The following is a 25,555-nucleotide window of genomic DNA, read 5'->3' on the forward strand; positions in this document are numbered from 1 at the left end:
AATACTAATAAATTAGTTCAGCGCTCCCGTTATTACAGCGAATTCCAACGGGTTTTTGAGTCATACTACAATCAGAAACGATCCCCCATTTTTCGTTGAAAGCTCGTTCTTTTTGCGTGTAGCGAGCTACCTTAGCTAAAAAGGAAGTAGTATCGATGTTGGTAGGGTAAGCTAGGTAGCCTTGTGGGCCACCACAAGCCTTATTGCCATAGGCGGTATACTTCCAGGTTGTCGCATCGGTACAAGGAGTGCTGTTCGCTGTACTTTTTATTTCCGTTAGGAGTTCTAACAGTACTTTTTGGTCATTTTCCTGACTACTTGCAGGTACAGTATCTACCTCATTGCAACTGAAGAGGAGAAGTGTTATTACAACTGCGAGTAAGGGTGTTGTTATTTTGTCCATAAGATAATTTCATTGGTTTTGGTAGTTTCAAAATCAGGACAGGTGTTGAGGCCAGCAACCCCGCCAAATTCACATACTTTTTCACCGGTACAATTGTATACCGTAATTAAATTGTCAGCACAGCCTTTACAAGGGTTTACTAGGTAAACAGTTTGATTTTTATAGAAGTACTGAATGATTTCCTTTTGTCCGGCAGTGGTTGACTGCTCTAAGCTCGTTTTAATGCTTTGCAACCAGGGCAACTGTGTTATCGGATCGCTCGCGTTACAAGTATTGGTAAAGGGCTTGGAATCTTCACACGACAGAAAACTGAGCGCGATAAGAAATACGATGAGTTTTTTCATGAGTTTACAGCTAAAGGTTGAGGTAAATTTCGAGAGTTTTTTTGCGTTTTGGTAAATATCCGGACTAAAGAATAGTTCGGGACGGTTGCATCGGGTGTAAAGTCTTTGCTTACCAATACTTCGTATTCATACGATAACTCGTAGTGAAATCCGTGAATGGGTAGGGTCCATCGCTGCCATTGTGAGCTTCCGCGATCTTTTACAAACCACCCTTTGTTTTCATCGTTCACCACCCAAGGTGTCGAGGCAATGGTGAGGTAGCGTTCTTGTCGCTTTTTCGAGTGCGCATTTCCATGGGCTACGCGAAAGAGCTTTTGTAATGTTGAGTATGCGGTTCGTATCATAGTTACAGATGTTTTTAGGTTGTAGACTACTTAAAAATGGTATTTATGAACGTTCTTTTATAGCTAGATGCGGAAAAACTAAAAAGGTTGCGTAGAATACTTGTATTTTTGTAGCGATTATGAAAAACAAGGTATTCAATATCCAGTCAGAGGAAGATTTTAAGGAATGTGCTTTAGAAATCTTTAAGTTTCAGTTTGCGAATAATAGGGTGTATCGTTCGTTTTGCGATTTGCTGTACATCCATCCATCCGATGTTCGTGAAGTGCATCAGATTCCGTTTTTACCGATCCAGTTTTTTAAAACTAAAGAGGTGCTCGCCAGTAAGGATCCCGTACAACAGAGTTTTTCCAGTTCAGGTACTACCGGTACTGTGACGAGTAAACATCATATTACGGATCTCAGTTGGTACGAAGAGAGTTATAACAAGGGGTTTAACCATTTCTACGGTTCAGTTGAAGATTTGGTCGTACTAGCTTTATTGCCTAATTACCTCGAGCGTCAAGGCTCTTCACTAGTGTATATGGTTGACGATTTAATTAAGCAGTCTAAACATCCTGAAAGCGGATTTTATTTGAATAATTTAGACGAATTGGCAACAACCTTGCGAGCGGTGGAGGCAGCAGGAAAAAAGACCTTACTCATAGGGGTGTCTTTCGCCTTGCTAGACCTTGTTGAAACCACACAATTTGAGCTAAAGAATACCATAGTAATGGAAACCGGAGGAATGAAAGGCCGCAGAAAAGAGCTCATTCGAGAAGAACTACACAGCATTTTGCAAGATGGGTTTGGAGTTGGTGAAATCCATTCGGAATACGGAATGACGGAATTGTTAAGTCAAGGGTATTCTAAAGGTCAGGGCATTTTTAACTGTCCTCCTTGGATGCGCATACTCACCCGCGATCCAGAAGATGCACTCAGTATTCACGCACCGGGACGCTCAGGAGGTGTCAATGTCATTGATTTGGCAAATTACAATTCCTGCTCTTTTATTGCTACCCAAGACCTAGGTAAGGTATACGATGACGGTAGTTTTGAAATTATTGGTCGCTTCGACAATTCGGATATTCGTGGGTGTAACCTCATGGTACTGTAGGGTATACACTGGAAAGTAAATACAGACCGACTGGTCTGTTTTTCGTTTTTTTTGCTATATTTGAGAGGATTAGCATAAAAAAATGGCAAGAAATCACAAAGAAGTCATCGTAGAGAAAGCTTTTGAGCTCTTTTTAAATAAGGGCTATGAAGCTACCAGTTTGCAGGCAATTATCACGGCTGCAAACAGTTCAAAAGGAGCGGTATACCATCACTTTCCCAGCAAGTACCACATATATTTGGCAGTGTTGGACTCGTACTTTTTTTCGCTTTTTGAAAGAATACAACTGAAGGATGTGGCCTTGTCTTTTGAAAAAAGAATTCAACAGCGTTATTTCTTTTTTGTTGAGTTATTACATTTTATTGAGCTAACCGGTTCAGGGGTTTCGTTTCCGATTCGCAAGTATTTTTTGTTTCAATTGTCAAGTGAACGCGATGCAGCTATTCGCGAACGCATACAAGCTACTTTAGGAGAATACCACCACGAGGTACTTACCATAGTCACGCAAGCTAGAGAGGCGGGAGTGCTGCATACAGGTATCAGTACGAGCGCTGTTGCCCAGCAATTGATCAGTATGATTGAAGGCCTGGTAATTCACCACTCAACAGTTGAGCGTGGAGTGAAAGCACTGCTCAGTGAAAAATACGAAGAGGTAATAGCTCCGTACTTACAACTACTAACCAACCGTTCAAATCATGAGTAAAACTTTAAAAAACTGGGCACAGAATGTTCGTTGGAACCCCAATGAGGTAGCTTTTCCAAGCTCTCAAGAGGAGGTGCAACAACTCGTTCAGCAGGCCATTGAAAATCATCGCAGAATACGTTTAATAGGAACAGGACATTCGTTTACGCCGCTGTGCAGTACTGCGGAATTACTAATTAGCTTGGATAACTACCAAGGTATTATAGAGGTCGATAAAACGACAAATCAGGTTCGGGTGAAAGCTGGAACTAAGCTATGGAAATTAGGAGCCTTGCTGTTTCAAGAAGGTTTAGCCATGGAAAATCTCGGAGATATCGACGTCCAATCAATTGCGGGAACGATTAGTACGGGTACTCATGGTACGGGAATAGGATTTGGTTCTATTAGTACTCAGGTCGTTGCATTGCGGTTTATAAACGGAAAGGGAGAGCTCGTAAGTTGTTCTCCGTCAGAGCAACCTGAATTGTTTAAAGCAGCTCAAGTATCTTTGGGGTGTTTGGGGATTATAACGGAAATTACCTTGCAATGTGTACCTGCGTACCGCCTGCGTTTGGAAAATAAAAAAGAACCCATTCAAGAGGTGTTGGCAAGCTTAGAGGAACGAAAAAAGAAACACAGAAACTTTGAATTCTACTGGATTCCTCATACGGAAACAGCTTGGACTAAAACTTCGAACATCGCTGAGAATTCAGAGCCTGATAAATTGAATTTTTTCAATTACTGGACCGAATACGTTTTGGAGAATTACGTATTCAAACTCTTTTGTGAATACGCTAGGTGGTTTCCTTCTCAAAATGAGCTGGTTTCCAAAATAACTGCAGCCAGCATTAGTAATGTGGCAAAGGTATATCAGAGTCACAAGGTGTACGCTACCAAGCGAATGGTGAAATTTTACGAAATGGAATACAGCGTTCCTGCAGAGTGTTACCAAGATGTGTTTAAAGACATAAAGAAACTACTAGCAGCCAAAAAATTTCGCGTGCATTTTCCAATTGAAAATCGATGGGTACGTCAAGATGATATCTACATGAGCCCTGCCTATGGACGCGATGCGGCCTATATTGCCTGTCACGTATATAATAAAAAAGAGTACCGTGAGTACTTTGATGCCTTAGAACCGATATTTAAGAGTTACCAAGGACGACCACATTGGGGAAAAATGCACAACTTCACAAAAGAAGATGTGGTGCGCAGTTATCCGAAATTTATTGATTTTTTGAATTTTCAAAAGCAACAGGATCCCGATAAGCTTTTTGTAAATCCTTATGTACAGCAATTGTTCGGTTTGTAAATGATGACTATGGAGTATTTTGAAACACTGACACAAAGTTTGCAAGCTCAAAACAGAGCACTGCCTACTTTGTTGATTGATTTGGACAAGCTAGATCAGAACATTGCGGCGGTATTGGCAAATTTTCCAAAGCAGAAAGGCTTGCGATGGGTTGTGAAATCACTTCCTTCTCCGGAATTGTTGCACTATATCATGAAGCGATCGCAAACGGAAAGGCTCATGGTTTTTCACCAACCCTTTCTGACGGCCTTGGTACCTCTACTGTCCGAAACTGCCGATGTTTTGTTAGGTAAGCCTATGCCCGTAACGACTGCGGAGTACTTTTATACGAACCTGCCCGAAACTGCGACCTTCAATGCGGTCAGTCAAGTGCAGTGGCTCATAGATACTGAAGAGCGATTGATAGCCTATGCAAATTTGGCGGAAAAGTTAGGTCAAAAATTAAGAGTTTCTCTCGAGATAGACATAGGACTACACCGCGGTGGATTTTCTTTTAAAGCATTGTTTAGCGCTTTGCATACACTGCAATCGTATCAGCACTGTTTGGAGTTTAGTGGGTTTATGGGCTATGACCCACACGTGGTAAAATTGCCAAAAATACTGCGCTCTGCTTCAAAAGCATTTAGCATGGCCAATACGGAATACAAGCGATGCATTGACCTGGTTACCTCACAGTTTCCGGAACTCTGTAATTCGGAATTGGTATTCAATGGCGGAGGAAGCCCAACGTTGGAACTGCACAAAACGGGTCATACGGTACTCAATGAAATTGCAGTAGGATCGTGTATACTCAAGCCGAGTACCTTTGACATCCCGAGTTTAACCGCCTACCAACCCGCCTGCTTTATTGCGACTCCAATTTTGAAAAAATTAAACGGAACACGGATTCCTGCGATAGAATTTTTAAGTGGCCTCATGGGCTTTTTAAAAAAGAAATTGGGGCGTTCTTATTTTATTTACGGAGGCTATTGGAAAGCGAACTACTGCTATCCACCGGATGCCACAGAAAACGGGCTGTTTGGAGCGTCTACCAACCAGAGTTTGGTCAATACTACTAGCGATTTAGCAGTAGGTGATTACGTGTTTCTCCGCCCTTCACAAAGTGAATTTGTACTGCTGCAATTTGGGCAGCTTCAACCGGTTCGCAACCAGGTACTACAGGCTCCTTGGAATCTTTTAAAAAACTATTAACTGTAAGTTTATACAAACTTCTTCGACTTTTTTAGCAAACCCGATATCATGAAAAACACAATTCTACTCTTGTTCTTAACAATTTCTTGCGGGCTGTATGCACAGCAAATAGACTACAACACCAAAAACGGATTCATCGCTGAAGGCTATGATGTAGTATCGTATTTTACCAAACCGGCACCGGTAAAAGGAAAAAAGAAGTTTCAAACCACCCATGACGGTGTCAAATTTGCATTTGCAAATGCCGAAAATCTAAAAATTTTTCAAAAAAATCCGACGGCGTATATTCCACAATACGGGGGGTACTGTGCCTATGCAGTTGCCGCTAAAAAGAAAAAGATGTATATCGACGCCGAGGCCTATGAAATAAGGGATGGTAAACTGTATTTGTTTTATAATTCTTGGATTTCTAACAAGTTAACAGACTGGAAAAACGGTGATACAAAGCAGTTACAAAATCAAGGAGATAAAAACTGGAGCGAAATAAAATTTAAAAATTAAAAAATAAATGACTAAATTAGTATGGATTTTTTTACTGATAACTTCTTTGGTATCAGCACAAACGAGCTTTAATCAAAAGAAAGGAGCGGTAGCTAATGGTTACGATGTCGTAGCGTATTTTAACAACAAAGCCGTTAAAGGAAGTAAAAAAATCACCACAGTATACGAGGGGGCAACATTTCGATTTTCGAATCCGGAAAATCTAGCTGCATTTAAAAAAGACCCAACAAAGTTTGTACCGCAATACGGCGGTTACTGTGCCTATGCTATAGGAAAAAAAGGGGAGAAGGTGGGGATCAATCCAAAAACATTTGAGATTAGAGACGGAAAATTATATCTGTTTTACAACGCATGGGGTACCAATACCTTAGAGTTATGGTTAGAAGAAAAACCAAATGAACTCGTACGCCAAGCCGATAAAAACTGGAGGATGATTGGTCAATAGATAATTTGTTGATTTATTTAATCCGGGGGACCACGAAAAGAGCTGAATTTTTCAGCTCTTTTTATATTATATGCCTTTGAATTATGTTATTTTTGTTGGAAAACAGCTTACTACCATGAACACCTTTTCATTTTTCAACAGATCTAATTGTAAAAAAGAACTACAAGCTACCGAATTCGATATGCTTATTATTGGAGGAGGGATTACCGGAGCCGGAATTGCTTTAGACGCTGCCTCGAGAGGAATGAAAGTGGCCTTGGTAGAGAAAAATGATTTTGCTTCAGGTACTAGTAGTAAATCTACCAAACTGATTCACGGTGGTTTGCGCTACTTAAAGCAATTTGATTTTTGGTTGGTAAAAGAAGTCGGAACAGAGCGCGCCATTGTGCATAAACTCGCACCGCATTTAGTAATCCCAGAAAAGATGATTTTACCGCTAATTGAAGGCGGAACTTACGGGTCGTGGTTAACCTCTATCGGATTAAAGGTATACGACATTTTGGCTTCAGTAGAAGGGGATGATAAGAGAAAAATGTTAGACAAAGAGGAGGCACTTGAAAAGGAACCCTTGCTTCCTGAAGGAATTTTAAACGGAGCGGGATACTATGCAGAGTACCGAACGGATGACGCCCGATTAACCATAGAGTTGATGAAGACGGCTAGTCAGTACGACGCACAGATTTTGAACTACGTAGAAGCGGCTGAATTTTTGTACGAAGACAATCGCGTGGTGGGAGCCAAAGTAAAAGATGTACTCGACGGAGAGCAGTTTGACATCAAGGCCAAATACGTAGTCAATGCTGCCGGTCCTTGGGTTGATGAATTGCGACAAATTAACAATTCGAAAATAGGAAAACGCTTGCACCTGACTAAAGGAGTGCACTTGGTGGTACCTCATGAAAAATTACCTGTTCAACAATCGGTGTATTTCGATATTCCCGACGGTCGTATGATGTTTGCCATTCCAAGAGGACGTGTAACCTATTTCGGAACTACAGATACCAACTACCAACAAAACAAAGACGAGGTAACTACATCGGTGGTCGACGCTTTGTATTTGATAGAAGCTGTAAATAATATGTTTCCTGAAATAACACTAACACTTGATGATATTGAATCGTCTTGGGCGGGTTTACGTCCTTTGATTCACGAAGAAGGAAAATCGGCTTCAGAATTGTCGCGTAAAGATGAGATTTTTGTCTCTGATACCAAGTTGATATCTATTGCAGGAGGAAAGCTGACAGGTTATCGCAAAATGGCGGAGCGCATAGTAGATTTGGTTGCCAAAAAAATGTTGAGGCGTTTTGAGCAGCAATTTGACGAAATTCAAACGGAGGAGATTGTCTTGGCAGGAGGCCCTTTCCAAAACTACAAATCGGTACAACGCTATACCAAGCAAGTATATAAGCGCATAAAAGAAGATGGGTTTACCAAGGAAAATGCACAGTACTTAGTTCACAATTACGGAAAGCAAGTAGATGTCATATTGGACAAATACGACGAACTCACCGATGCGAATAAGGAAGAGCGTTTACTGCATGCCGAACTGTGGTTTACGGTTCAGCACGAAATGACCTGTACTCCTACTGATTTCTTTATGCGAAGAACAGGACGCGTATTTTTTGACAAGCCAAGTGTAGACAAACACAAGGAATTTGCCTTAAAGGTTTTTGCGGAGTATTTTAACTGGGATGCAAGCTTGCAAGAGCAGCATCGAATGGAACTGGACAAACAGCTACAATTTGCCGTACAATTTAACTAATAGCTCTTCGATAAAGTTTTTTAAAACACCGCTACTCCTCGTATTTTTTTGTGGAGTTTTTGGCGTTTCTACTAGTTTTTCACAAGACTACCACGCAGAATTTGACTCGGTAGTACAACGTGGCTTAAAAGCTTATTACGCTAAAGATTCTGTGGTTTTAAAAGGAGCCATTGATAGGTTAGCCCAGCTGTATGCACTGCGGAATGATTCGTTGGTACTAGCGAAGTATTTTCACTATAAGGCTCTTCACAGTAAAAATATATATCGTCAGGATAGTGCCATGTATTATTACCAAAAATCAGCAGATGTATCCAAAGCAATAAGCGATTCACTAGAAGTAGGTAGGCGCTTGTTGAGTATGGCTAATATTCAAAGAGAAGTTCAAGATTACATAGGGAGTGAAACAAACACAATCCAAGGGCTAAAATACATAGATAATAGATCGGATAAAAGGTTTGTTGTTTCCTTGTATTCAAATCTTGGTTTGATAGCAACGGAACAGTCTATGTACAGCAAATCGTTGAGATACTTAGGCAAGGCACGTTTGATGTGCAAGGAGATACGAGATGAAAGGAGAAGATTGAGGGACGAACTACAACTAATTAATAGCATAGGTTTGGTTTATCAAAGAATGGGAAATCAAACTAAAGCATTACAGTTTTTCGAGGAAGGCTTAAGAAGTAAAAATTTGGAAACTAATCATCCATTAGTCTATGCTATGATTTTAGAAAATTTGGCTGCTAGTACGTATTTAAGTGGAAGTAGAACAAATGTTTTGAAGATGTATAAAGAAGTGCTGGATATAAGAATAAGGGAAAAGGATTTTTATAATTGTTCGGTTACCTGTATCAATTTTTCTGACTATTTTAAAGATGAAGATAATTTGAATCTAGCAGTAAAATATGCACTAGAAGCGATTTATTATTCGAGACTATCCCATAATCATCATTATACTTTACAAGCATTAAGGAGATTGACTGAATTATCGAGTGGTAAGGCATCCAAAGCCTATATGCGTCAGTACATCCACTTAAACGACAGCTTGATAAAAAAGGAGCGCACCGTAAAAAATCAGTTTGCGAGAATACGTTATGAAACTCAAAAAAAAGAAGAGGAAAATCAGCAATTGCTGGCAACGAATAAAGCCAATAAAGAAGAGATTCGTTTTCAAAAGCAGCAAAAGCTCTTTGGTTGGTTGTTTGCAGCCTTGAGTTTATTGGGGTTAATCATAGGTGGTTTGCTCGTTGTACTGCGAAGAAAAGAGCTCCTTCACAAAGCGCAATTGCAAAAAGAGCGAGCTCGTTTTGAAGAACGTGATCGCATAGCCAAGGAGTTGCACGACGGCATTGTAGGAAGGCTTTTTGGAGCGCGTTTTGGCTTGGGAATGGTGCAGCTTCAAGAGGTACCAGAAGGCGTGTCAGAGGTATACCAACAATACTTAAACGAGCTTCAACAGATAGAAAAAGACATCCGTGATGTTTCGCACCGCTTGCAACAAGAATTACCCAAAGACGAAGATTTTATTACGGGCTTAAAAAGGTCGATGGAGCTTCAATGTGAAGCAGTATCCTTGGAGTACCAAATAACTACGGATCCTCAAATCCGTTGGGAACTGATAGAAACAACGGTTTTATGGCATGTACTCAGAGTGGTTCAGGAAGCGGTACAAAATGTAATTAAGCATGCGAACGCAACGGAGGTACGAATAGAATTTCAGCAGCAAAAAGAAATGCTTACCCTTAAAATTTCGGATAACGGACGAGGTTTTGATCCGTTGACTGCGAGTGAAGGTATAGGATTGCGGAACATCAAATCGCGATTGACGGAAATTGGAGGAGAATTGACCATTACATCCAAATCTGGGGAGGGGACAAGCTTGTTGATTTTTCTGGCTACTTAGTGGCGCTAAGCCTTATGAATAGTACTAAAAACACCAAAAATAGACTAAAATATACCTGTTAAACTGCTTTTTTGTTGAATTGTACAATAAAAACGATGAAAAAGAGTTAAAGTCTTTTGATTAATCATAGAAAGCGTTATTTTTAAGGAAACTTTATTAGATATAAAAAATAACAAAATGAAAAACGGTTACACTTTAAAACAGCAAGCTATGAGATTAGGTGGAGGCGATGACTTCCAAAATGGCGGAGGCCAAGGAACAGGAACTGGAAACGGAGACAACACCGGAGGTGGTGGAAACACAGGTAATACAGGAGGAGAAGGATAATCAACTTTCCTGAAAATTTATTAAAAGTTAAAATGAGAGCTATTTGGCTCTCATTTCAATGTTTGTAAAAATGTTGTAGCTTTGATTGTCCATATTCCATAAAGGAATACGCTGAATTTAGAACGTTATGCGAATTTTTTTCCTCTTACTATTTTATTCGATTTCTTCCTATTCTCAAGGTAATGCCCCGACATTGTATCAATCTCAAAAACAAAAGATAATAGAGATTGGATTAAAGGCCTATTTTGCTAGAGATACTTTTGGTCTTAGAAAATCTACTAATCAATTGAAACGTTTTTATCTAAGAAAAAATGATTCATTTGCTTTAGCTAATCATTTACATTTTAAAGCTCTTTTGCATAGATTGGATTTCTCGATAGATAGTGCTTACTACTATTATCATGAGTCAAAGAATATTTCTATCAAGTTAAAAGATTCCTTAGAGGTTGGTAGACGTTTACTAAGCTTGGCCAATATGCAAAAACAAGAGAAAGATCTAGTAGGTAGTGAAGTTAGTTCTATAGAGGCCTTAAGGTATTTAGAGCCAATCAAATCGTATAAATATTTAGAAAGTACTTACAATAATTTGGGAATTGTGTCTGAGGAGCTAGGAGAATCTGAAGAAGCAATACTTTATTATAACAAAGCTTTGCTTAGTAACAAAAGAGCAAAAAAAGAAAGAAGAAGGGATATCACTTATTTGTTGATAAATAATAATTTGGGTATTCTTTATCAAAAAAGAAATGAACACAAGAAAGCTCTTAGTTTTTTTAGTAAAGGACTAGAGTTTGATAGTTTAAAAATTAAATACCCATTACAATATGCTTTACTTTTAGAAAATTTTGCATTCAGCAATTTTTCTATGAATAATACCAAGGATGTACTAAATCAATACTTTGAAGTAGTAAAGATAAGGGAAAATGAAAAGGACTTCAAAGACCTTAGTGGCGCACATGTTAACATTTGTGTATTTTATAGAGAAAATCAGGATTATGGTAAAGCCATGGAACATGCCAAAATAGCTTTCAGGTATGCTAGATTATCGCACAACAATGAAAGGTGGTTACAATCTTTAGAGTTATTATCGGAGTTATCTCCAGGGAGAGAAGCTAGAGAGTATTTCGAACAATACGTTTTTCTGAATGATAGTTTATTACGTAAAGAACGTAGAATTAAAAATCAATTTGCGCGTATACGTTTTGAAACTGGGAAAAAGGAAAAGGAAAATGCTTTTTTAAAGTCAGAAAATCAGCGAAACCAAGACGAGATTGTCCGTCACAAGCAACAAAAGATAATCGGTTGGCTAGCGGCGTTGTTAGCATTTGTAGGCTTAGGGTTTACCATTACTGTATTTGTATTTAGAAGGAGGAAATTATTATTCCAGGCGCAGTTACAAAAGGCTGAAGCTCGGGAGCAGGAGCGCAAGCAAATTGCCAAAGCCTTACACGATGAGGTGGCGGGAGATTTGCGTTTGTTACATCGCAAGCTTGAAAAATCTAATCTTTTGGAAGAGGCGACGAAATTGAATGCTGTCAAAGACAATGTGCGTAATTTATCGCATCAGTTAAGCAGTGTTAGTTTCAAGAAAGTCGGTTTTAAAGATCAAATTATTAATTTGGTTTCTGACTATTTCGAGATGGATTTTCGAATTTTTGTAAAGGGCATCAACGATTATGACTGGGAAGAGGTAGACAGTGCTATTAAGCGCTTGCTTTATATTTGCTTACGTGAGACGATACAGAACAGTAAAAATCACGCGGAGGCATCAAAAGTGGAGGTCACTTTTTCAATACACAAAAAAAATGTACTTTTGAATGTTGCTGACAACGGTGTCGGATTTGACACGAGTAGTAGCAAAAAAGGAATAGGATTACAGAACCTACAAGAACGGGTAGAGGAGCTTCAAGGGAGTTTTGCCATTACCAGTGAACGGGGTACTGGAACCGAAACCCACATTCAAATACCATTAAATGTCTAAGAAAACCAAAATACTATTTGTTGATGACCATCAACTAATTATCGAGGGGATACTGTCGTATCTTCGTGATATTGATGGGCTGGATATCACGAGCACTAACTCTTGTGATGAAGCGTTAAGCTTGGTGAAAGCGCATGCAAAAACAGATCCTTACCACATATTATTTACAGATTTAAGCTTTGACAATGGCAGTGATAATATGAATATCGACGGCGGTGAGAGTTTGATTAAAGCCATACAAAAGGAGAATCTTCCTATTAAAATTGGGGTAATTACTGGGCATTCAGAAACGAATAGAGTATATAATGTAGTACACAATTTAAATCCTTTGGCCTATATATTAAAGGGACAATGCAACACTAATGAATTGAATTTTGCGATTCAAAAAATGTTGGCAGATCAGGTGTATTACACACATGAAATTCACGAAAAATTATTAAAAAGGGCTATGGTAGAAATCCAGATGGATGATGTAGCCATTCAAATTTTAAAAGAACTTCCTAAGCACACCAAAATTTCGAATATGGAAGGTGTGATTATGAAAGGTAATAATGCGGTTAAAATTCGAGCTATTGAAAGTAAATTGGCAAAATTACGCACGGACTTAAATGCAAATAACAACACTGATTTAGTACTGAAAGCAAAGGAATTAGGTATTTTAGACTAGTACTTTGCGGAAAATTACATTTCTTTCTGCGGAAATCCCCTTTTCTACGCTGCAGTTGTCAGCTATCTTTGTATCAGAATTACTAAAAGGGAGAAATTCTAACGAAAGAAGAGGAAAGATAAAAAACCTTTGAGGCAGCAGTCTTAAAGGTTTTTTTATGCTTTAAAACTACGCTACGGAAATCCGCATTTTTAACTGCGGAATTCCCCTTTTGCATGTTTGGGGCTCGGTATATCTTTGAAGTATCTCTCAAAACAATTGAGCGGATAATTTAAGAGGAAAAATAGACCTTCTGATCGGAATGATGAGAAGGTTTTTTTTGTTTTTTAGGTTTTTGACAATCAGTTTTTTAAGTGTTGATTATCAATTTTGTGGTGAATATTGAACTTTTTTGGCAAGGAGTTTGTAAAATATAAAATAAGTGTCACTCAAAATAATTGAGCGATCTTTAAGGGGAAATCAAACTTCAGTCTTTTGACTGAAGTTTTTTTGTTTTTGTTCATTTTGCTGGTTAAATCAATAATAACATATAACTGGAAGGTCCATGTAATAAAAATACTCTATCAGGATATTTGACCTAATGAGTAAGCATAATTGTCGGTCGGGACCCCGACATCAAAAACTATATGACTTATATTTTTCGACAAGAGTGAGTAACTAGTCTGTGCGACATTAACAGAGTATGAGTAAGCGTATTCGTCGGTCGGGACTCCCGACGCATGAGTGAGTAATTAGTATGTGTGTGATTCGCACTGCGGAAAAACACAAAAATAGATGCGGAAATCCCTTTTATACAATTGAAAATGGGTTGTATGTTTGCAGTGTCACTCATATAAGTGAGCGGATAATTTAAGGGGAAAAATGAATAAACTTCAGGCAAGATGTCTGGAGTTTTTCTTTTTTGGATGATATATGATTAATAAAAGAATAGTGGGGCGAGACTTTCACTGCATGAGTAAAATAGTTAGTGCGACATTAACAGAGTATGAGTAAGGATAATTGTCGGTCGGGACTCCCGACGCATGAGTGAGTGTATTTGTCTGTGCGACACGCACGGTGGGAGTCCCACCTGACAGGTAAAGTTAGGGGTGGGTAATATCAAAAACTGTATGACTTATATTTTTCGGCAAGAGTGAGTAACTAGTCTGTGCGACATTAACAGAGTATGAGTAAGCGTATTTGTCGGTCGGGACTCCCGACGCATGAGTGAGTAATTAGTATGTGTGTGATTCGCACTGCGGAAAAACGCAAAAATAGATGCGGAAATCCCTTTTATATAATTAAAAATGAGTTGTATGTTTGCAGTGTCACTCATATAAGTGAGCGGATAATTTAAGGGGAAAAATGAATAAACTTCAGGCGAGATGTCTGGAGTTTTTCTTTTTTGGATGATATATGATTAATAAAAGAATAGTGGGTTGAGACTCTTACCACATGAGTAAAATAGTCAGTACGACATTAACAGAGTATGAGTAAGCATATTTGTCGGTCGGGACTCCCGACGCATGAGTGAGTGTATTTGTCTGTGCGACACGCACGGTGGGAGTCCCACCTGACAGGTAAAGTTAGGGGTGGATAATATCAAAAACTATATGACTTATATTTTTCGGCAAGAGTGAGTAACTAGTCTGTGCGACATTAACAGAGTATGAGTAAGCGTATTTGTCGGTCGGGACTCCCGACGCATGAGTGAGTAATTAGTATGTGTGCGACTCGCACTGCGGAAAAACACAAAAATAGATGCGGAAATCCCTTTTACATAATTGAAAATGAGTTGTATGTTTGCAGTGTCACTCATATAAGTGAGCGGATAATTTAAGGGGAAAAATGAATAAACTTCAGGCGAGATGTCTGGAGTTTTTCTTTTTTGGATGATATATGATTAATAAAAGAATAGTGGGTCAAGACTTTTACCACATGAGTAAAATAGTCAGTACGACATTAACAGAGTATGAGTAAGCATAATTGTCGGTCGGGACCCCCGACATCAAAAACTATATGACTTATATTTTTCGGCAAGAGTGAGTAAATAGTCTGTGCGACATGAACAGAGTATGAGTAAGTATTTGTCTGTCGGGACTCCCGACGCATGAGTGAGTAATTAGTCTGTGCGACTCGCACGCGGATACTTTAAGGGGAAAAATGAATAAACTTCAGGCAAGATGTCTGGAGTTTTTCTTTTTTGGATGATATATGATTAATAGAAGAATAGTGGGTTGAGACTCTTACCACATGAGTAAAATAGTCAGTACGACATTAACAGAGTATGAGTAAGCATATTTGTCGGTCGGGACTCCCGACGCAAGAGTGAGTAACTAGTTTGTGCGACATTAACAGAGTATGAGTAAGCATAATTGTCGGTCGGGACCTCCGACATCAAAAACTATATGACTTATATTTTTCGGCAAGAGTGAGTAATTAGTATGTGCGACTCGCACCGCATGAGTGAGTGTATTTGTCTGTCGGGACTCCCGACGCATGAGTGAGTAATTAGTATGTGTGATTCGCACTGCGGAAAAACACAAAAATAGATGCGGAAATCCCTTTTACACAATTGAAAATGAGTTGTATGTTTGCAGTGTCACTCATATAAGTGAGCGGATAATTTAAGGGGAAAAATAAAAAACTTTAAGCTGAGGGCTTAGAGTTTTTTTTTGCGGTTTATTTATGGTGGTACTCGTTAATTTATTAGATCTCGAAGGTCTTTGAAGGGATACTAGTTTATGGCGACTCTCACGGTGGGAGTCCCACCTGACAGGTAAAGTTAGGGGGTGGGTAATATCAAAAACTGTATGACTTATATTTTTCGGCAAGAGTGAGTGATAAGTTTGTGCGACATTAACAGAGTATGAGTGAGTGTATTTGTCTGTCGGGACCCCCGACATCAAAAACTATATGACTTATATTTTTCGGCAAGAGTGAGTGATAAGTCTGTGCGACTCGCACGCGGATACTTTAAGGGGAAAAATAAAAAACTTTAAGCTGAGGGCTTAGAGTTTTTTTTTTGCGGTTAATTTATGGCGGTACTCGTTAAAATTCAATACATCTTGATAGAACTATAGTTTGTCAGGACATGCTATAGATGAAGAACAATAATTTCACGCGACATTAACAGAGTATGAGTAAGCATAATTGTCTGTCGGGACCCCCGACTATGAGTAAGCATATTTGTCGGTCGGGACCCCCGACATCAAAAACTATATGACTTATATTTTTCGGCAAGAGTGAGTAATTAGTCTGTGCGACTCGCACCGCAAGAGTGAGTGTATTTGTCTGTGCGACACGCACACGACAGGTGCCTGATAGGTGTTATTATAAAACACTGATACTACAAGGGTTAAAAATGGAATTGCGGAAAACCGCATTTTTTTCTGCGGAAATCCCCTTTCTAAAAAGGGGTATGTCAGCTAACTTTGTCTTGTCACTCATTTAATGAGCGGATAATTTAAGGGGAAAACAAACCTTCTAGTACTACTATCTAGGAGGTTTTGTCATTTTTATACTCCTTTATTTTTGAAAATCAGCAATCTAATAATGAATGATGAAAGGTTGTACAAGAACTCTTACACCTTATAAGCATAGTAGATTAAATAAAACAGGCAAATTTCAGCGGAATTGCTACAGGTTAACTGCAGTGGTGACACCAATAAAATAGAACGACAGAAATTTACCTCTTCATACTGCGGAAAACTGCAAAAGTATCTGCGGACTTCCCCTTTTAGATATTCAATGATAACTGTAATTTTGGACCATCACTCAATGCAATGAGAGGATATATTTGAAGGGGAAAAAAACTTCTGGTTTCGTCGAAGCTGGAAGTTTTTTTTATGTTGAAAATCAATATTTTAGTTCTTGCGGAATTTTACATTTTTATCTGCGGACTTCCCCTATTTTAACCTGATTATCAGCTGTATATTTGTAGTGTATTTATTCAAATGCAACACTTAAGGGAAACTAAAAATTTTATTAAAATGGGGAAAAATTTAGTAAAAAAAGCCAACGATGTTTTAGGTAATGTTTTAGCAACTTTAGCTGAGTTTGGAAAAGGAGCAAGCTACGCACTAAGAAACTAAAAACTAATCAAACAAACTTGTAGACCTTCCAGAATTCATTTTCTGGGAGGTTTTTTGTTTTTATAGTATGTAATTAATTGTACCTTGGGGGGGTAAAATGCTAGTAACTACATGGAAAATAAATACATTCTTGCCCTTGACCAAGGCACTACGAGTTCCAGAACGGTATTGATTAATGAACAAGGAGCAATTGTTGGTATGGAGCAACGCGAGTTTGCACAGATCTTTCCGACCTCTGGTTGGGTAGAGCACGATGCCACTGAAATTTTAGAAACACAGCTTGAAACCTTAACCACACTGTTAAAAAAAACGGGGGTTCGTCCTTCGGAAATTGCGGGAATAGGAATAACCAATCAGCGTGAAACAACGGTAGTTTGGAATCGGTATACGGGGGCACCTGTGTACAACGCCATAGTATGGCAAGACAAGCGCACTTCTGATTTTTGTACGCAACTAAAAGAGAAAGGCCTCACAGAGCACGTTCGAAAAACTACAGGATTGGTAATAGATAGTTATTTTTCGGGAACCAAAGTACACTGGATACTTGGAAATGTTCCTGGAGCAAAAGAACTGGCTGCTGAAGGAGCTCTTTTATTTGGAACTATAGATACCTGGTTATTATGGAATATGACAGAAGGAAAAACTCATGCTACAGACTACAGTAATGCCTCCAGAACTATGCTATTTGATATTCAAAAATTAGACTGGGATCCGACCATGCTTGAGGCTTTGAAGATACCTAGCAATATGTTACCTGAGGTATGTCCTTCATCCCATCATTTTGGCGACTATGAGTTGCAAGGGGTAAAAATTCCAATTGCGGGTATTGCAGGTGATCAACAGGCGGCATTATTTGGCCAAGCGTGTTTTGAGCGCGGAGAAGCGAAAAATACCTATGGTACGGGGTGTTTTATGTTACTAAATACTGGGGAACAGTTAGAATATTCACAAAACGGACTGCTCAGCACTATTGCTTGGGGTATAGGAGGTAAGGTATACTACGCCTTGGAAGGAAGTGTTTTTGTAGCTGGTTCGGCCATACAATGGCTACGCGATGGCTTGCAAATAATACAGTCTGCCAGTGAGAGTGCACAATATGCTCAGGAGGTGACTGGAGAAAACCCAGTATACGTAGTTCCGGCCTTTGCTGGTCTTGGTGCTCCTTATTGGGACATGTATGCTCGAGGAGCGGTGTTTGGACTGACGCGTGATACGGGAAAGGCTCATCTCATCAAAGCTACACTTGACTCTTTAGCCTACCAAACCAAGGATGTTCTTAAAGTGATGGAGAAAGATGCTGCGACGCATTTGAGTAGCTTAAAAGTTGACGGTGGTGCTTGTGCGAATGATGTACTGATGCAATTTCAGGCAGATCTTCTCGACGTGCAAGTAGAACGTCCTGAAGTCATTGAAACCACGGTTATGGGAGCGGCGTATTTAGCAGGAATATGTGTAGGACTTTGGCAATGGGAACACATTGCTAAAAACAGGAAAATCAACCGAGTATTCACACCGGCTATCGAAGCAGAAAAACGCACTAGGCTCTATGCTAAATGGCAAAAAGCGGTAGCGAGAACTAAAGACTGGTTAGACTAATAACAAAACAAGTTGACATGGCTAGATTTTACAAAAAAATACCGACGAGAATTCAGCAGTTTATCAAAGCGCAAAAAATGTTCTTTGTCGCTACGGCACCTGCGGAGGGGCGAGTAAACCTCTCTCCGAAAGGGATGGATTCATTTCATATTATTGACGAGCATCAAGTTGCTTGGTTGAGTGTTACCGGAAGTGGTAATGAAACCTCTGCGCACTTACTAGAAAACGGACGCATTACCTTGATGTTTTGTGCTTTTGAAGGTGCGCCTAACATTGTGCGACTTTATGGAACGGGAAAAGAAATACTACCTTCAGATGCAGCGTGGGAACAGTACAAACCGCTGTTTCCTGATTATCCTGGCATGCGTCAAATATTCTTAATTTCTGTCGCAAGTGTTCAAACATCTTGCGGATCGTCTATTCCCTTTTACGACTATAAGGGAGAGCGCAATCGACTCAATGAGTGGGCGAAAGAAAAGGGCGAAGAAGGTATACGGGAGTACTGGGAAGAAAAGAACCGCGAAAGTATCGACGGTTTACCTACAAAACTTTACAAATCCTGATAAATGTCATATTCTAAGCGAAGCACCAAAAGTATCTTTGTATAAAAGTTTACGATATGATGCAATTAGTTAATATTCCATCAGTCTCATGGACAAATGGGACTATTATGATAATTGTTTTTGGTATTGTTAGTTTAGGATTAATAGTTACTTTATTAATACTACTAAACAGTGGATCCAAAAAGAAGTAACTATTGACTTAGTGATTTTTAATAGTTGATTGTAAGAAGTGTTCCAGTACTCCGGGTTGTTTTTTGTATGGAACACTTCTTTTTTATTTTTACTTATTTAAAGGCGTTTAAGCCTGTGATATCGAGTCCGGTTATCAGTAGGTGAACATCGTGAGTTCCTTCGTAGGTAATAACACTTTCTAAGTTCATCGAGTGGCGCATGATCGAATAATCTCCGGTAATTCCCATAGCTCCTAACACTTGTCGTGCTTCGCGTGCTATACGGAGTGCCATCTCTACATTATTTCGTTTTGCCATAGAAATTTGTGCTGAACTCGCTCTATTTTCGTTTTTAAGAACTCCCAAACGCCAAGTTAGTAACTGTGCTTTGGTGATTTCGGTAATCATTTCAGCCAATTTCTTCTGTTGCAATTGAAACTGTCCAATAGGTTTCCCGAATTGTGTGCGTTCTTTTGCATAGCGTAAAGCGGTATCGTAGCAGTCCATTGCGGCACCGATAGCTCCCCAAGAAATTCCATAGCGAGCAGAATCTAAGCAGCCTAAAGGCGCTCCCAATCCTGACTTGTTAGGAAGCAAATTTTCTTTAGGGATTTTGACATTGTCAAAAATCAACTCACCGGTAATAGAAGCTCGCAACGACCATTTATTATGAGTTTCAGGCGTGCTAAATCCTTCCATTCCACGTTCTACAATCAGTCCGTGAATACGACCTTCTTCATTTTTTGCCCATACCACAGCAACATCGCTTATGGGAGCGTTGGAAATCCACATTTTAGCACCGTTTAACAAATAGTGATCTCCCATATCCTTGAACTTGGTTTCCATACCACCGGGGTTGGAACCGTGGTTAGGTTCTGTTAATCCAAAACAGCCAATCCATTCACCACTGGCAAGTTTGGGTAAGTATTTTTTACGTTGGGCTTCATTTCCGTATTTAAAAATAGGATACATTACCAAGGACGATTGAACAGAGGCTGTAGAACGAATTCCACTATCGCCGCGTTCTAGTTCTTGCATAATTAAACCATATGAAATTTGATCGAGTCCAGCCCCTCCGTATTCTTCTGGGATATACGAGCCAAAGGCACCGACATCAGCTAGTCCCTGCACCAATTCGGTAGGGAACGTCGCTTTTTGAGCGTACTCTTCAATTATAGGTGATAAGTTTTTCTTCACCCAATCACGGGTTGTGTTGCGAACTAACTTGTGTTCATCCGTTAACAATTCATCAAGGTGATAATAATCAGGAGCTTGAAATAAATCAGGTTTCATATTGTTTGTTTTTAGGTTGGTACTTACTAATAAAAAGTTTAACGATAAGGGTATTAGTAAAGTAAAATTGAATTGAGAATAGCTAAAAAACTCGTACTCAATCCTTTCAAAAATAGTCAAAAAAATGGTTATTCCTAAAGGTTTGCGTATGTTTGTATATCATGAGATTTACTTTAGGCAAAGAAGAGCGATTAAAAAGCAGAAAATTAATCGGGAAATTATATGAGGAAGGAAAGTCTATTAAGGTATTTCCTTTGCGCATGGTATACGTTCCGGTAGCGCACGGTACGAAATTCCCAGTACAGGCAGGGTTTTCTGTTCCCAAACGAAACTTTAAAAGAGCGGTGCACCGCAACAGAATTAAACGTCTTTTAAGAGAAACCTACCGTCTGGAAAAATATACGGTATATTCAGAAGTAAAAGAACCCTATGTGTTCATGATTTCTTATATTGGCAGAGAGGAGTGGAAATACGAGGCTATTTCTGCGAAAATGAAAAAACTTTTGGCGCAGTTTGTCGCCGAAACAACAACAAATATCCATGAATAAAAAGCGTATCATTATCGGGTTGAGTATTGCGGCGGTTTGTTTTTCGTTTCAATCTCGATTTTTCGAAATAGCCAAGCAAATCGAAATTTACAACAGCGTTTTTAAAGAGTTGAATGTCAATTATATCGATGAAATCAACCCCGGAGACCTCACGGATAAAACCATCAAAAGCACCCTAAAAAATTTAGATCCCTATACTAACTTTTTCAACGAACAAGATGTAGAAGAAGCTAAAATTCGACGCGAAGGGGAGTATGGTGGCATCGGAATTCGCTCCTATTATTCAAAGAAAGGGATTTTAGTAACGGAAGTATACAAGGGGTTTACTGCTGACAAAGCAGGTATTAAAGCAGGAGATCTTATTGTTTCTGTAGACGGACAGTCAGTGGTTGGCTTGGAACGCGATGCCTTGTCTCAGGTGCTCAAAGGATCGCCAGGAAATGAGCTTTCGTTGACTATTATGCAAGGGAAACAACGCGTAGAAAAAGACTTGATGCTCGACAAGGTCATGGTGAATCCAGTACCGTTCTACGAGATGATAGACGAGGAAACAGGCTATATCGTGCTGACCCGATTTACGAGTCAGAAAGCTACAGAGGGAGTGATGCAAGCATTTAAGGCACTCAAGGAAAAAGGCATGAAGAGCTTGGTATTTGACTTGAGGAGTAATCCTGGAGGTTCCCTGTTTGACGCCATCAATATCACCAACCTATTTATACCTAAAGATAGGGTTGTGGTTGATACTCGTGGAAAAGTAGCGAGTAATTCAAGAGTATATAAATCTAGAAATACGCCTTTAGATACAGAAATACCAATGGTTGTATTGATAGATAACAGATCGGCATCGGCGTCTGAAATCGTATCAGGGGCATTACAAGATTACGACCGAGCAGTGATTATGGGAGAACGTTCGTTTGGAAAAGGATTGGTACAACGATATTACGATTTGAGTTACGGAACACAAATTAAAATCACCATCTCTAAATACTATACGCCGAGTGGTCGTTGTATTCAAGAATTTGACTACGAAAACAGAGATCCTAAAACCGGGAAAGTCCCTAAGTTTTCCGATGGGAAAGTGAATGCCTTTACAACGCAAAATGGTCGTATGGTATACGACGGAGGAGGGGTTACCCCTGATATAAAAACCAGAGTGGAGGCCCGTGAGGGAGTCGTAAACAATTTGTTGAGGTCTAATGCAGTATTTAATTTTGCAACTGAATACTGGCGTTCGGGAAAACCAGTAGATTCACTGGAGTTTAAAGTAACTACTGCTGATTTTCAGCAATTCAAGGATTACTTAATGCAGCGCGATACCACTTTTGTAACCGAGCAAGAAAAACTATTCAAACGCGCCTATACTGCCGTAAAAAAGAACGAGCAAATCAAAGACGAGTACAGCCAACTCGTAACCAAGCTCAAAACAGCTAAAATAGCCGCTTTGAATGCGCATGAAAAGAGACTGCTAGCGAAAATAGAAAAAGAAATAGTAAAGCAAGTGCACTATCGTGAAGGAATGTATCGCCATCAACTGCGAAACGATGCGGAAATTCAGCGAGCTACAGCTTTGTTAAAAAATAAAACAAAGTACCGTGCAATACTTGCGAAATAGAAGAGTTTATAATTTAATTTGATTTATAGAATATGTCGAAACCTAACCAGAAAGAAAGAACAAGAGCACAGGAGTCAACAAATGCCATTGAGCGTTTATACATTTCAATGAGGCATTTGTTTAGTAGAGGTTTTTATAAGCCGATGGGTGTATCTGGAGAAACGTTAAGAAAGTCTTTATTAGCGTTGCGTCCCGAAATTTACGGGTCTATCGCCGAAGATAAGACAGAGTTAAATGGGTTAAAATATATTATCGAACGTTTGCCGGAAGGAATTGAAGAATGTCAGTTTATCAACTTAACTGCTGATGAAGGTTACAGACACTCTAACTTTAAAGTGATAGTTCCTCCCAAAAGACGTAGAAACTGTTATCGAATCGATAAGGACCAAATGAATATCGAAATTACCAGAGGACGATCTGAAATTTACGATATTCTTACACATCTTACCTTTTTATTTATCGAGTCTTATAAGATTAAAGACAAAGTAATGATTGGTAATTCTGGTGAAAAATTTATCAGAGAATGGGTGTTTTTGGAAGATGTGGTACTCAATAACCGCAGCTTAAATGACGAAGATCGCGATGTGATGATTGCGCATTTAGGAAACGTTTTAGGTCGTACCTATGACGAGGTGTACGAAGCGTACAATTCCTATAGTACAGAGGAGAGTCCTAGTAGATTTTTACACTTGATTTATTGGTTAGGAAAACTAGCTATCAATGAAGTAGTACACAACGAAAAACGTTCAATCAAGTTCAGTTCAGTACTCAATGAGGAAATAGGACATCACTATTACGGAGAAATCTGGGCGAACAATATCAAAGAAAACTTACTTTCAAACGGCTTAATTGAGCGACCTATACACATTATAAGTGCCAACATGCACAGTGTTATGAACAGCTTATACGCTCCAAAGGCATTGCCTAAAGAAGCAAAAGCAAACGCAGGATTTGAATTGTTCGAACTATTGAGTAGTCCGAGCAGTGGAACCCAGCAATCAAAAGTGAAAAACTACGCTTCTGAAAATGGATTGATTTACTTAAAAGATACCTCAGGTACCAATATCAACGTACAAATCATTGACACGGCTAAAATTGACCTGTCGGGAAGTTTGTACAGTGAAGAAGTAGCAAAAGCTGAGAAGCCGGTGATCATAGTTATGGATTACGCATTCGGTGAACAAGCGTATGAAACGATGGATGAGCTTTTAAAACCTTACAAAAAAGGAAGTGAAAACATTCACCTAAACGTGACTTCGGTTTCGATTATGGGGAAAGCTGGAATTTTGGAAGGAGGAAAAGGAGATATCATGATTCCTTCGGCACATATTTTTGAAGGAACGGCTGATAATTACCCATTCCACAACGAATTATCGAAGGAAGATTTAGAAGGTTTTGGAGTAAAGGTATTTGACGGAGCTATGGTTTCTGTTTTGGGTACTTCTTTACAAAACAAAGATTTGTTGAAATTCTTCCACGATTCTACCTGGCAAGTGATTGGGCTAGAAATGGAAGGGGCTCACTATCAAAAAGCAATACAATCGGCATCAAAAATTAGAAAGACCATTCGTGAAGATGTGCAAGTACGTTATGCGTATTACGCATCGGATAACCCACTTGAAACAGGAGCTACTTTAGCTTCTGGAGGATTAGGAATGAGTGGAGTAACGCCGACGTATGCGATTACACAGAAAATTTTAGAACAAATTCTATAACAATGGAATACAAAAACAACGAAGAGGAAGCTGATTTAGGTTCCGTGTTTTCCGTAATTGGAAAGGGAATTGCGAATCTGGCTAATTTTATCGGGGGGATATTTAAAGGGCTGTTTCACTTTTTAATGATTTCTTTACTTTTTGTAAAGCAAAACATGATCAAATTGGGAATTGCTTTTGTTCTGGGAGCTGGTTTAGGATTGATTATTGAACTCAATGAGGAAAATCAGTTTGGTTCAAACTTATTAGTACAAACCAACTTTAACAGTGCACGACAGTTGTACAGTAATATCGATTACTACAACAACTTGGTTAAGCAGCAAAAAACACCACTGCTAGCCGAAATCTTTAATATCTCCGAAGAGGAAGCTCTATCGTTGAAAGAATTTACCATTTTACCTATAAAAAACGGCAACGACATCATCACTACTTATGATGAGTTGTTGCTGTCTGTGGATAGTTTGACCGTAAAGAGTTATTCGTTTGCCGACTTTAAACGTGCCTTTACAAAGTTTAATTACAAGGTACACGACATAGAAGTTAAATCGACCAGAAATAACGTGTTTCACAAGTTAGACGAGGTGATTATTGCTGCAATCGTAGAGAACAATTACTTCAATAAACTGAAGGAGTTAACCAATGAGAATTTAAATAGAACGGATAACCTACTCAGAAGAAACCTAGCACAAACGGACAGTCTGCACCAAGTATACAAGGCAGTGCTCTTGGAAAAGGCAAAGCACGGTAGCCAAGGAACTACTATTGAAATGGGAGGAAAAGAGCAGCAGGCAGCAGAGCTGGAATTGTTCAAAACCACCTTAAAGTTAAACAAAGAGCTAAAAACGGTTAGTAAAGAAAAAACAGAAAAGTCTGAAGTTGTAAATATCATCTCTAATTTCCAGCCTGTTGGGTATGAAATTAAAGGGGTATACGAAAACAGATCGGTACAATTGGCCCTGTTGTTTTTGGTGGCAATGATCGGTTATCTATTACTGTTAAAGCTCAATCGTTATTTAGATACTTATAAGCAGTAAT

21 protein-coding genes are annotated in these 25,555 nt (G+C 39.1%); 17 read left to right on the forward strand and 4 right to left on the reverse strand.

Going from position 1 to position 25,555, the window contains the following annotated elements:
* Window positions 1-4: 4 nt before the first annotated feature.
* From ACXAG7_RS10310 to ACXAG7_RS10320, 3 genes are read right to left on the reverse strand one after another with little or no spacing between them, the layout of a single operon-like run.
* Window positions 5-403, reverse strand: a complete 399-nt coding sequence (locus ACXAG7_RS10310) for a hypothetical protein (protein ID WP_476666756.1) — start codon at window positions 401-403, stop codon at window positions 5-7.
* Window positions 391-747, reverse strand: coding sequence for a DUF6970 domain-containing protein (locus tag ACXAG7_RS10315; RefSeq protein ID WP_408045625.1), 357 nt, complete (start codon window positions 745-747; stop codon window positions 391-393). The genes ACXAG7_RS10310 and ACXAG7_RS10315 overlap by 13 nt, the downstream gene beginning before the upstream one ends.
* Complete coding sequence (locus tag ACXAG7_RS10320; RefSeq protein ID WP_408045624.1) at window positions 744-1,091, reverse strand: DUF4377 domain-containing protein; 348 nt, start codon at window positions 1,089-1,091, stop codon at window positions 744-746. Before ACXAG7_RS10320 ends, ACXAG7_RS10315 begins: the two co-directional genes overlap by 4 nt.
* Before the next feature lie 119 nt (window positions 1,092-1,210).
* Here ACXAG7_RS10320 and ACXAG7_RS10325 point away from each other — a divergent pair, with 119 nt between their 5' ends.
* The 13 genes from ACXAG7_RS10325 to ACXAG7_RS10385 all read left to right on the forward strand — a co-directional run bounded on the left by ACXAG7_RS10325 (window position 1,211) and on the right by ACXAG7_RS10385 (window position 19,182).
* Window positions 1,211-2,185 carry a LuxE/PaaK family acyltransferase gene (locus tag ACXAG7_RS10325; protein WP_408045623.1) on the forward strand — a complete coding sequence of 325 codons (975 nt, stop codon included), beginning with the start codon at window positions 1,211-1,213 and terminating at the stop codon, window positions 2,183-2,185.
* 82 nt (window positions 2,186-2,267) lie between these two features.
* On the forward strand, window positions 2,268-2,888 hold the full coding sequence (locus ACXAG7_RS10330) for a TetR/AcrR family transcriptional regulator (protein WP_476666757.1): 621 nt from the start codon (window positions 2,268-2,270) through the stop codon (window positions 2,886-2,888).
* Window positions 2,881-4,179, forward strand: a complete 1,299-nt coding sequence (locus tag ACXAG7_RS10335) for a D-arabinono-1,4-lactone oxidase (RefSeq protein ID WP_476666758.1) — start codon at window positions 2,881-2,883, stop codon at window positions 4,177-4,179. The genes ACXAG7_RS10330 and ACXAG7_RS10335 overlap by 8 nt, the downstream gene beginning before the upstream one ends.
* A 9-nt stretch (window positions 4,180-4,188) precedes the next feature.
* Entirely contained in the window at window positions 4,189-5,370 is a 1,182-nt protein-coding gene (locus ACXAG7_RS10340) for an alanine racemase (RefSeq protein ID WP_476666759.1), read from the forward strand.
* A 48-nt stretch (window positions 5,371-5,418) separates the two neighbouring features.
* Entirely contained in the window at window positions 5,419-5,871 is a 453-nt protein-coding gene (locus ACXAG7_RS10345) for a YHS domain-containing (seleno)protein (protein WP_408045619.1), read from the forward strand.
* A 7-nt stretch (window positions 5,872-5,878) separates the two neighbouring features.
* Window positions 5,879-6,316: a YHS domain-containing (seleno)protein gene (locus ACXAG7_RS10350; RefSeq protein ID WP_408045618.1), complete on the forward strand. Its 438-nt coding sequence runs from the start codon at window positions 5,879-5,881 to the stop codon at window positions 6,314-6,316.
* Between the two features lie 115 nt (window positions 6,317-6,431).
* Window positions 6,432-8,078 (forward strand): glycerol-3-phosphate dehydrogenase/oxidase, encoded by a 1,647-nt coding sequence (locus ACXAG7_RS10355; RefSeq protein ID WP_476666760.1) that lies wholly within the window; start codon window positions 6,432-6,434, stop codon window positions 8,076-8,078.
* On the forward strand, window positions 8,059-9,978 hold the full coding sequence (locus tag ACXAG7_RS10360; RefSeq protein ID WP_476666761.1) for an ATP-binding protein: 1,920 nt from the start codon (window positions 8,059-8,061) through the stop codon (window positions 9,976-9,978). Before ACXAG7_RS10355 ends, ACXAG7_RS10360 begins: the two co-directional genes overlap by 20 nt.
* Window positions 9,979-10,155: 177 nt before the next feature.
* Window positions 10,156-10,305 carry a hypothetical protein gene (locus ACXAG7_RS10365; protein WP_476666762.1) on the forward strand — a complete coding sequence of 50 codons (150 nt, stop codon included), beginning with the start codon at window positions 10,156-10,158 and terminating at the stop codon, window positions 10,303-10,305.
* A gap of 127 nt (window positions 10,306-10,432) precedes the next feature.
* Entirely contained in the window at window positions 10,433-12,283 is a 1,851-nt protein-coding gene (locus ACXAG7_RS10370) for a tetratricopeptide repeat-containing sensor histidine kinase (RefSeq protein WP_476666763.1), read from the forward strand.
* Window positions 12,276-12,950 carry a response regulator transcription factor gene (locus ACXAG7_RS10375; protein ID WP_408045613.1) on the forward strand — a complete coding sequence of 225 codons (675 nt, stop codon included), beginning with the start codon at window positions 12,276-12,278 and terminating at the stop codon, window positions 12,948-12,950. Before ACXAG7_RS10370 ends, ACXAG7_RS10375 begins: the two co-directional genes overlap by 8 nt.
* 4,184 nt (window positions 12,951-17,134) lie before the next feature.
* Window positions 17,135-18,619, forward strand: coding sequence for a glycerol kinase GlpK (gene glpK, locus ACXAG7_RS10380; protein WP_476666764.1), 1,485 nt, complete (start codon window positions 17,135-17,137; stop codon window positions 18,617-18,619).
* A gap of 17 nt (window positions 18,620-18,636) precedes the next feature.
* The gene (locus tag ACXAG7_RS10385; RefSeq protein WP_408045611.1) at window positions 18,637-19,182 is read left to right on the forward strand and encodes a pyridoxamine 5'-phosphate oxidase family protein; all 546 of its coding nucleotides are present in this window, start codon (window positions 18,637-18,639) and stop codon (window positions 19,180-19,182) included.
* A 284-nt stretch (window positions 19,183-19,466) separates the two neighbouring features.
* Here ACXAG7_RS10385 and ACXAG7_RS10390 read toward each other — a convergent pair whose 3' ends face one another.
* Entirely contained in the window at window positions 19,467-20,645 is a 1,179-nt protein-coding gene (locus ACXAG7_RS10390; protein ID WP_408045610.1) for an acyl-CoA dehydrogenase family protein, read from the reverse strand.
* 161 nt (window positions 20,646-20,806) lie between these two features.
* Between ACXAG7_RS10390 and rnpA the strand changes: the two genes are divergently transcribed.
* Genes rnpA through ACXAG7_RS10410 form a run of 4 tightly spaced genes read left to right on the forward strand, consistent with a single transcriptional unit; the run spans window position 20,807 to window position 25,554 of the window.
* Window positions 20,807-21,193, forward strand: coding sequence for a ribonuclease P protein component (rnpA, locus tag ACXAG7_RS10395; RefSeq protein ID WP_408045609.1), 387 nt, complete (start codon window positions 20,807-20,809; stop codon window positions 21,191-21,193).
* Entirely contained in the window at window positions 21,186-22,805 is a 1,620-nt protein-coding gene (locus ACXAG7_RS10400; protein WP_476666765.1) for a S41 family peptidase, read from the forward strand. The genes rnpA and ACXAG7_RS10400 overlap by 8 nt, the downstream gene beginning before the upstream one ends.
* Before the next feature lie 32 nt (window positions 22,806-22,837).
* Window positions 22,838-24,520, forward strand: a complete 1,683-nt coding sequence (locus ACXAG7_RS10405) for a DUF6909 family protein (protein WP_476666766.1) — start codon at window positions 22,838-22,840, stop codon at window positions 24,518-24,520.
* Between the two features lie 2 nt (window positions 24,521-24,522).
* On the forward strand, window positions 24,523-25,554 hold the full coding sequence (locus ACXAG7_RS10410) for a hypothetical protein (protein WP_408045606.1): 1,032 nt from the start codon (window positions 24,523-24,525) through the stop codon (window positions 25,552-25,554).
* Window position 25,555: the final 1 nt, after the last annotated feature.

The organism is Tenacibaculum sp. AWR4_210 (genome assembly GCF_056160945.1).

Coding starts and splice junctions, on each gene's coding strand:
- ACXAG7_RS10405 (WP_476666766.1), top strand. CDS start 22,838: ATGTCGAAACCTAACCAGAAAGAAAGAACAAGAGCACAGGAGTCAACA.
- ACXAG7_RS10365 (WP_476666762.1), top strand. CDS start 10,156: ATGAAAAACGGTTACACTTTAAAACAGCAAGCTATGAGATTAGGTGGA.
- ACXAG7_RS10335 (WP_476666758.1), top strand. CDS start 2,881: ATGAGTAAAACTTTAAAAAACTGGGCACAGAATGTTCGTTGGAACCCC.
- ACXAG7_RS10320 (WP_408045624.1), bottom strand. CDS start 1,091: ATGATACGAACCGCATACTCAACATTACAAAAGCTCTTTCGCGTAGCC.
- ACXAG7_RS10370 (WP_476666763.1), top strand. CDS start 10,433: ATGCGAATTTTTTTCCTCTTACTATTTTATTCGATTTCTTCCTATTCT.
- rnpA (WP_408045609.1), top strand. CDS start 20,807: ATGAGATTTACTTTAGGCAAAGAAGAGCGATTAAAAAGCAGAAAATTA.
- ACXAG7_RS10350 (WP_408045618.1), top strand. CDS start 5,879: ATGACTAAATTAGTATGGATTTTTTTACTGATAACTTCTTTGGTATCA.
- ACXAG7_RS10330 (WP_476666757.1), top strand. CDS start 2,268: ATGGCAAGAAATCACAAAGAAGTCATCGTAGAGAAAGCTTTTGAGCTC.
- ACXAG7_RS10400 (WP_476666765.1), top strand. CDS start 21,186: ATGAATAAAAAGCGTATCATTATCGGGTTGAGTATTGCGGCGGTTTGT.
- ACXAG7_RS10345 (WP_408045619.1), top strand. CDS start 5,419: ATGAAAAACACAATTCTACTCTTGTTCTTAACAATTTCTTGCGGGCTG.
- ACXAG7_RS10385 (WP_408045611.1), top strand. CDS start 18,637: ATGGCTAGATTTTACAAAAAAATACCGACGAGAATTCAGCAGTTTATC.
- ACXAG7_RS10390 (WP_408045610.1), bottom strand. CDS start 20,645: ATGAAACCTGATTTATTTCAAGCTCCTGATTATTATCACCTTGATGAA.
- ACXAG7_RS10410 (WP_408045606.1), top strand. CDS start 24,523: ATGGAATACAAAAACAACGAAGAGGAAGCTGATTTAGGTTCCGTGTTT.
- ACXAG7_RS10315 (WP_408045625.1), bottom strand. CDS start 747: ATGAAAAAACTCATCGTATTTCTTATCGCGCTCAGTTTTCTGTCGTGT.
- ACXAG7_RS10310 (WP_476666756.1), bottom strand. CDS start 403: ATGGACAAAATAACAACACCCTTACTCGCAGTTGTAATAACACTTCTC.
- ACXAG7_RS10355 (WP_476666760.1), top strand. CDS start 6,432: ATGAACACCTTTTCATTTTTCAACAGATCTAATTGTAAAAAAGAACTA.
- ACXAG7_RS10325 (WP_408045623.1), top strand. CDS start 1,211: ATGAAAAACAAGGTATTCAATATCCAGTCAGAGGAAGATTTTAAGGAA.
- glpK (WP_476666764.1), top strand. CDS start 17,135: ATGGAAAATAAATACATTCTTGCCCTTGACCAAGGCACTACGAGTTCC.
- ACXAG7_RS10375 (WP_408045613.1), top strand. CDS start 12,276: ATGTCTAAGAAAACCAAAATACTATTTGTTGATGACCATCAACTAATT.
- ACXAG7_RS10340 (WP_476666759.1), top strand. CDS start 4,189: ATGGAGTATTTTGAAACACTGACACAAAGTTTGCAAGCTCAAAACAGA.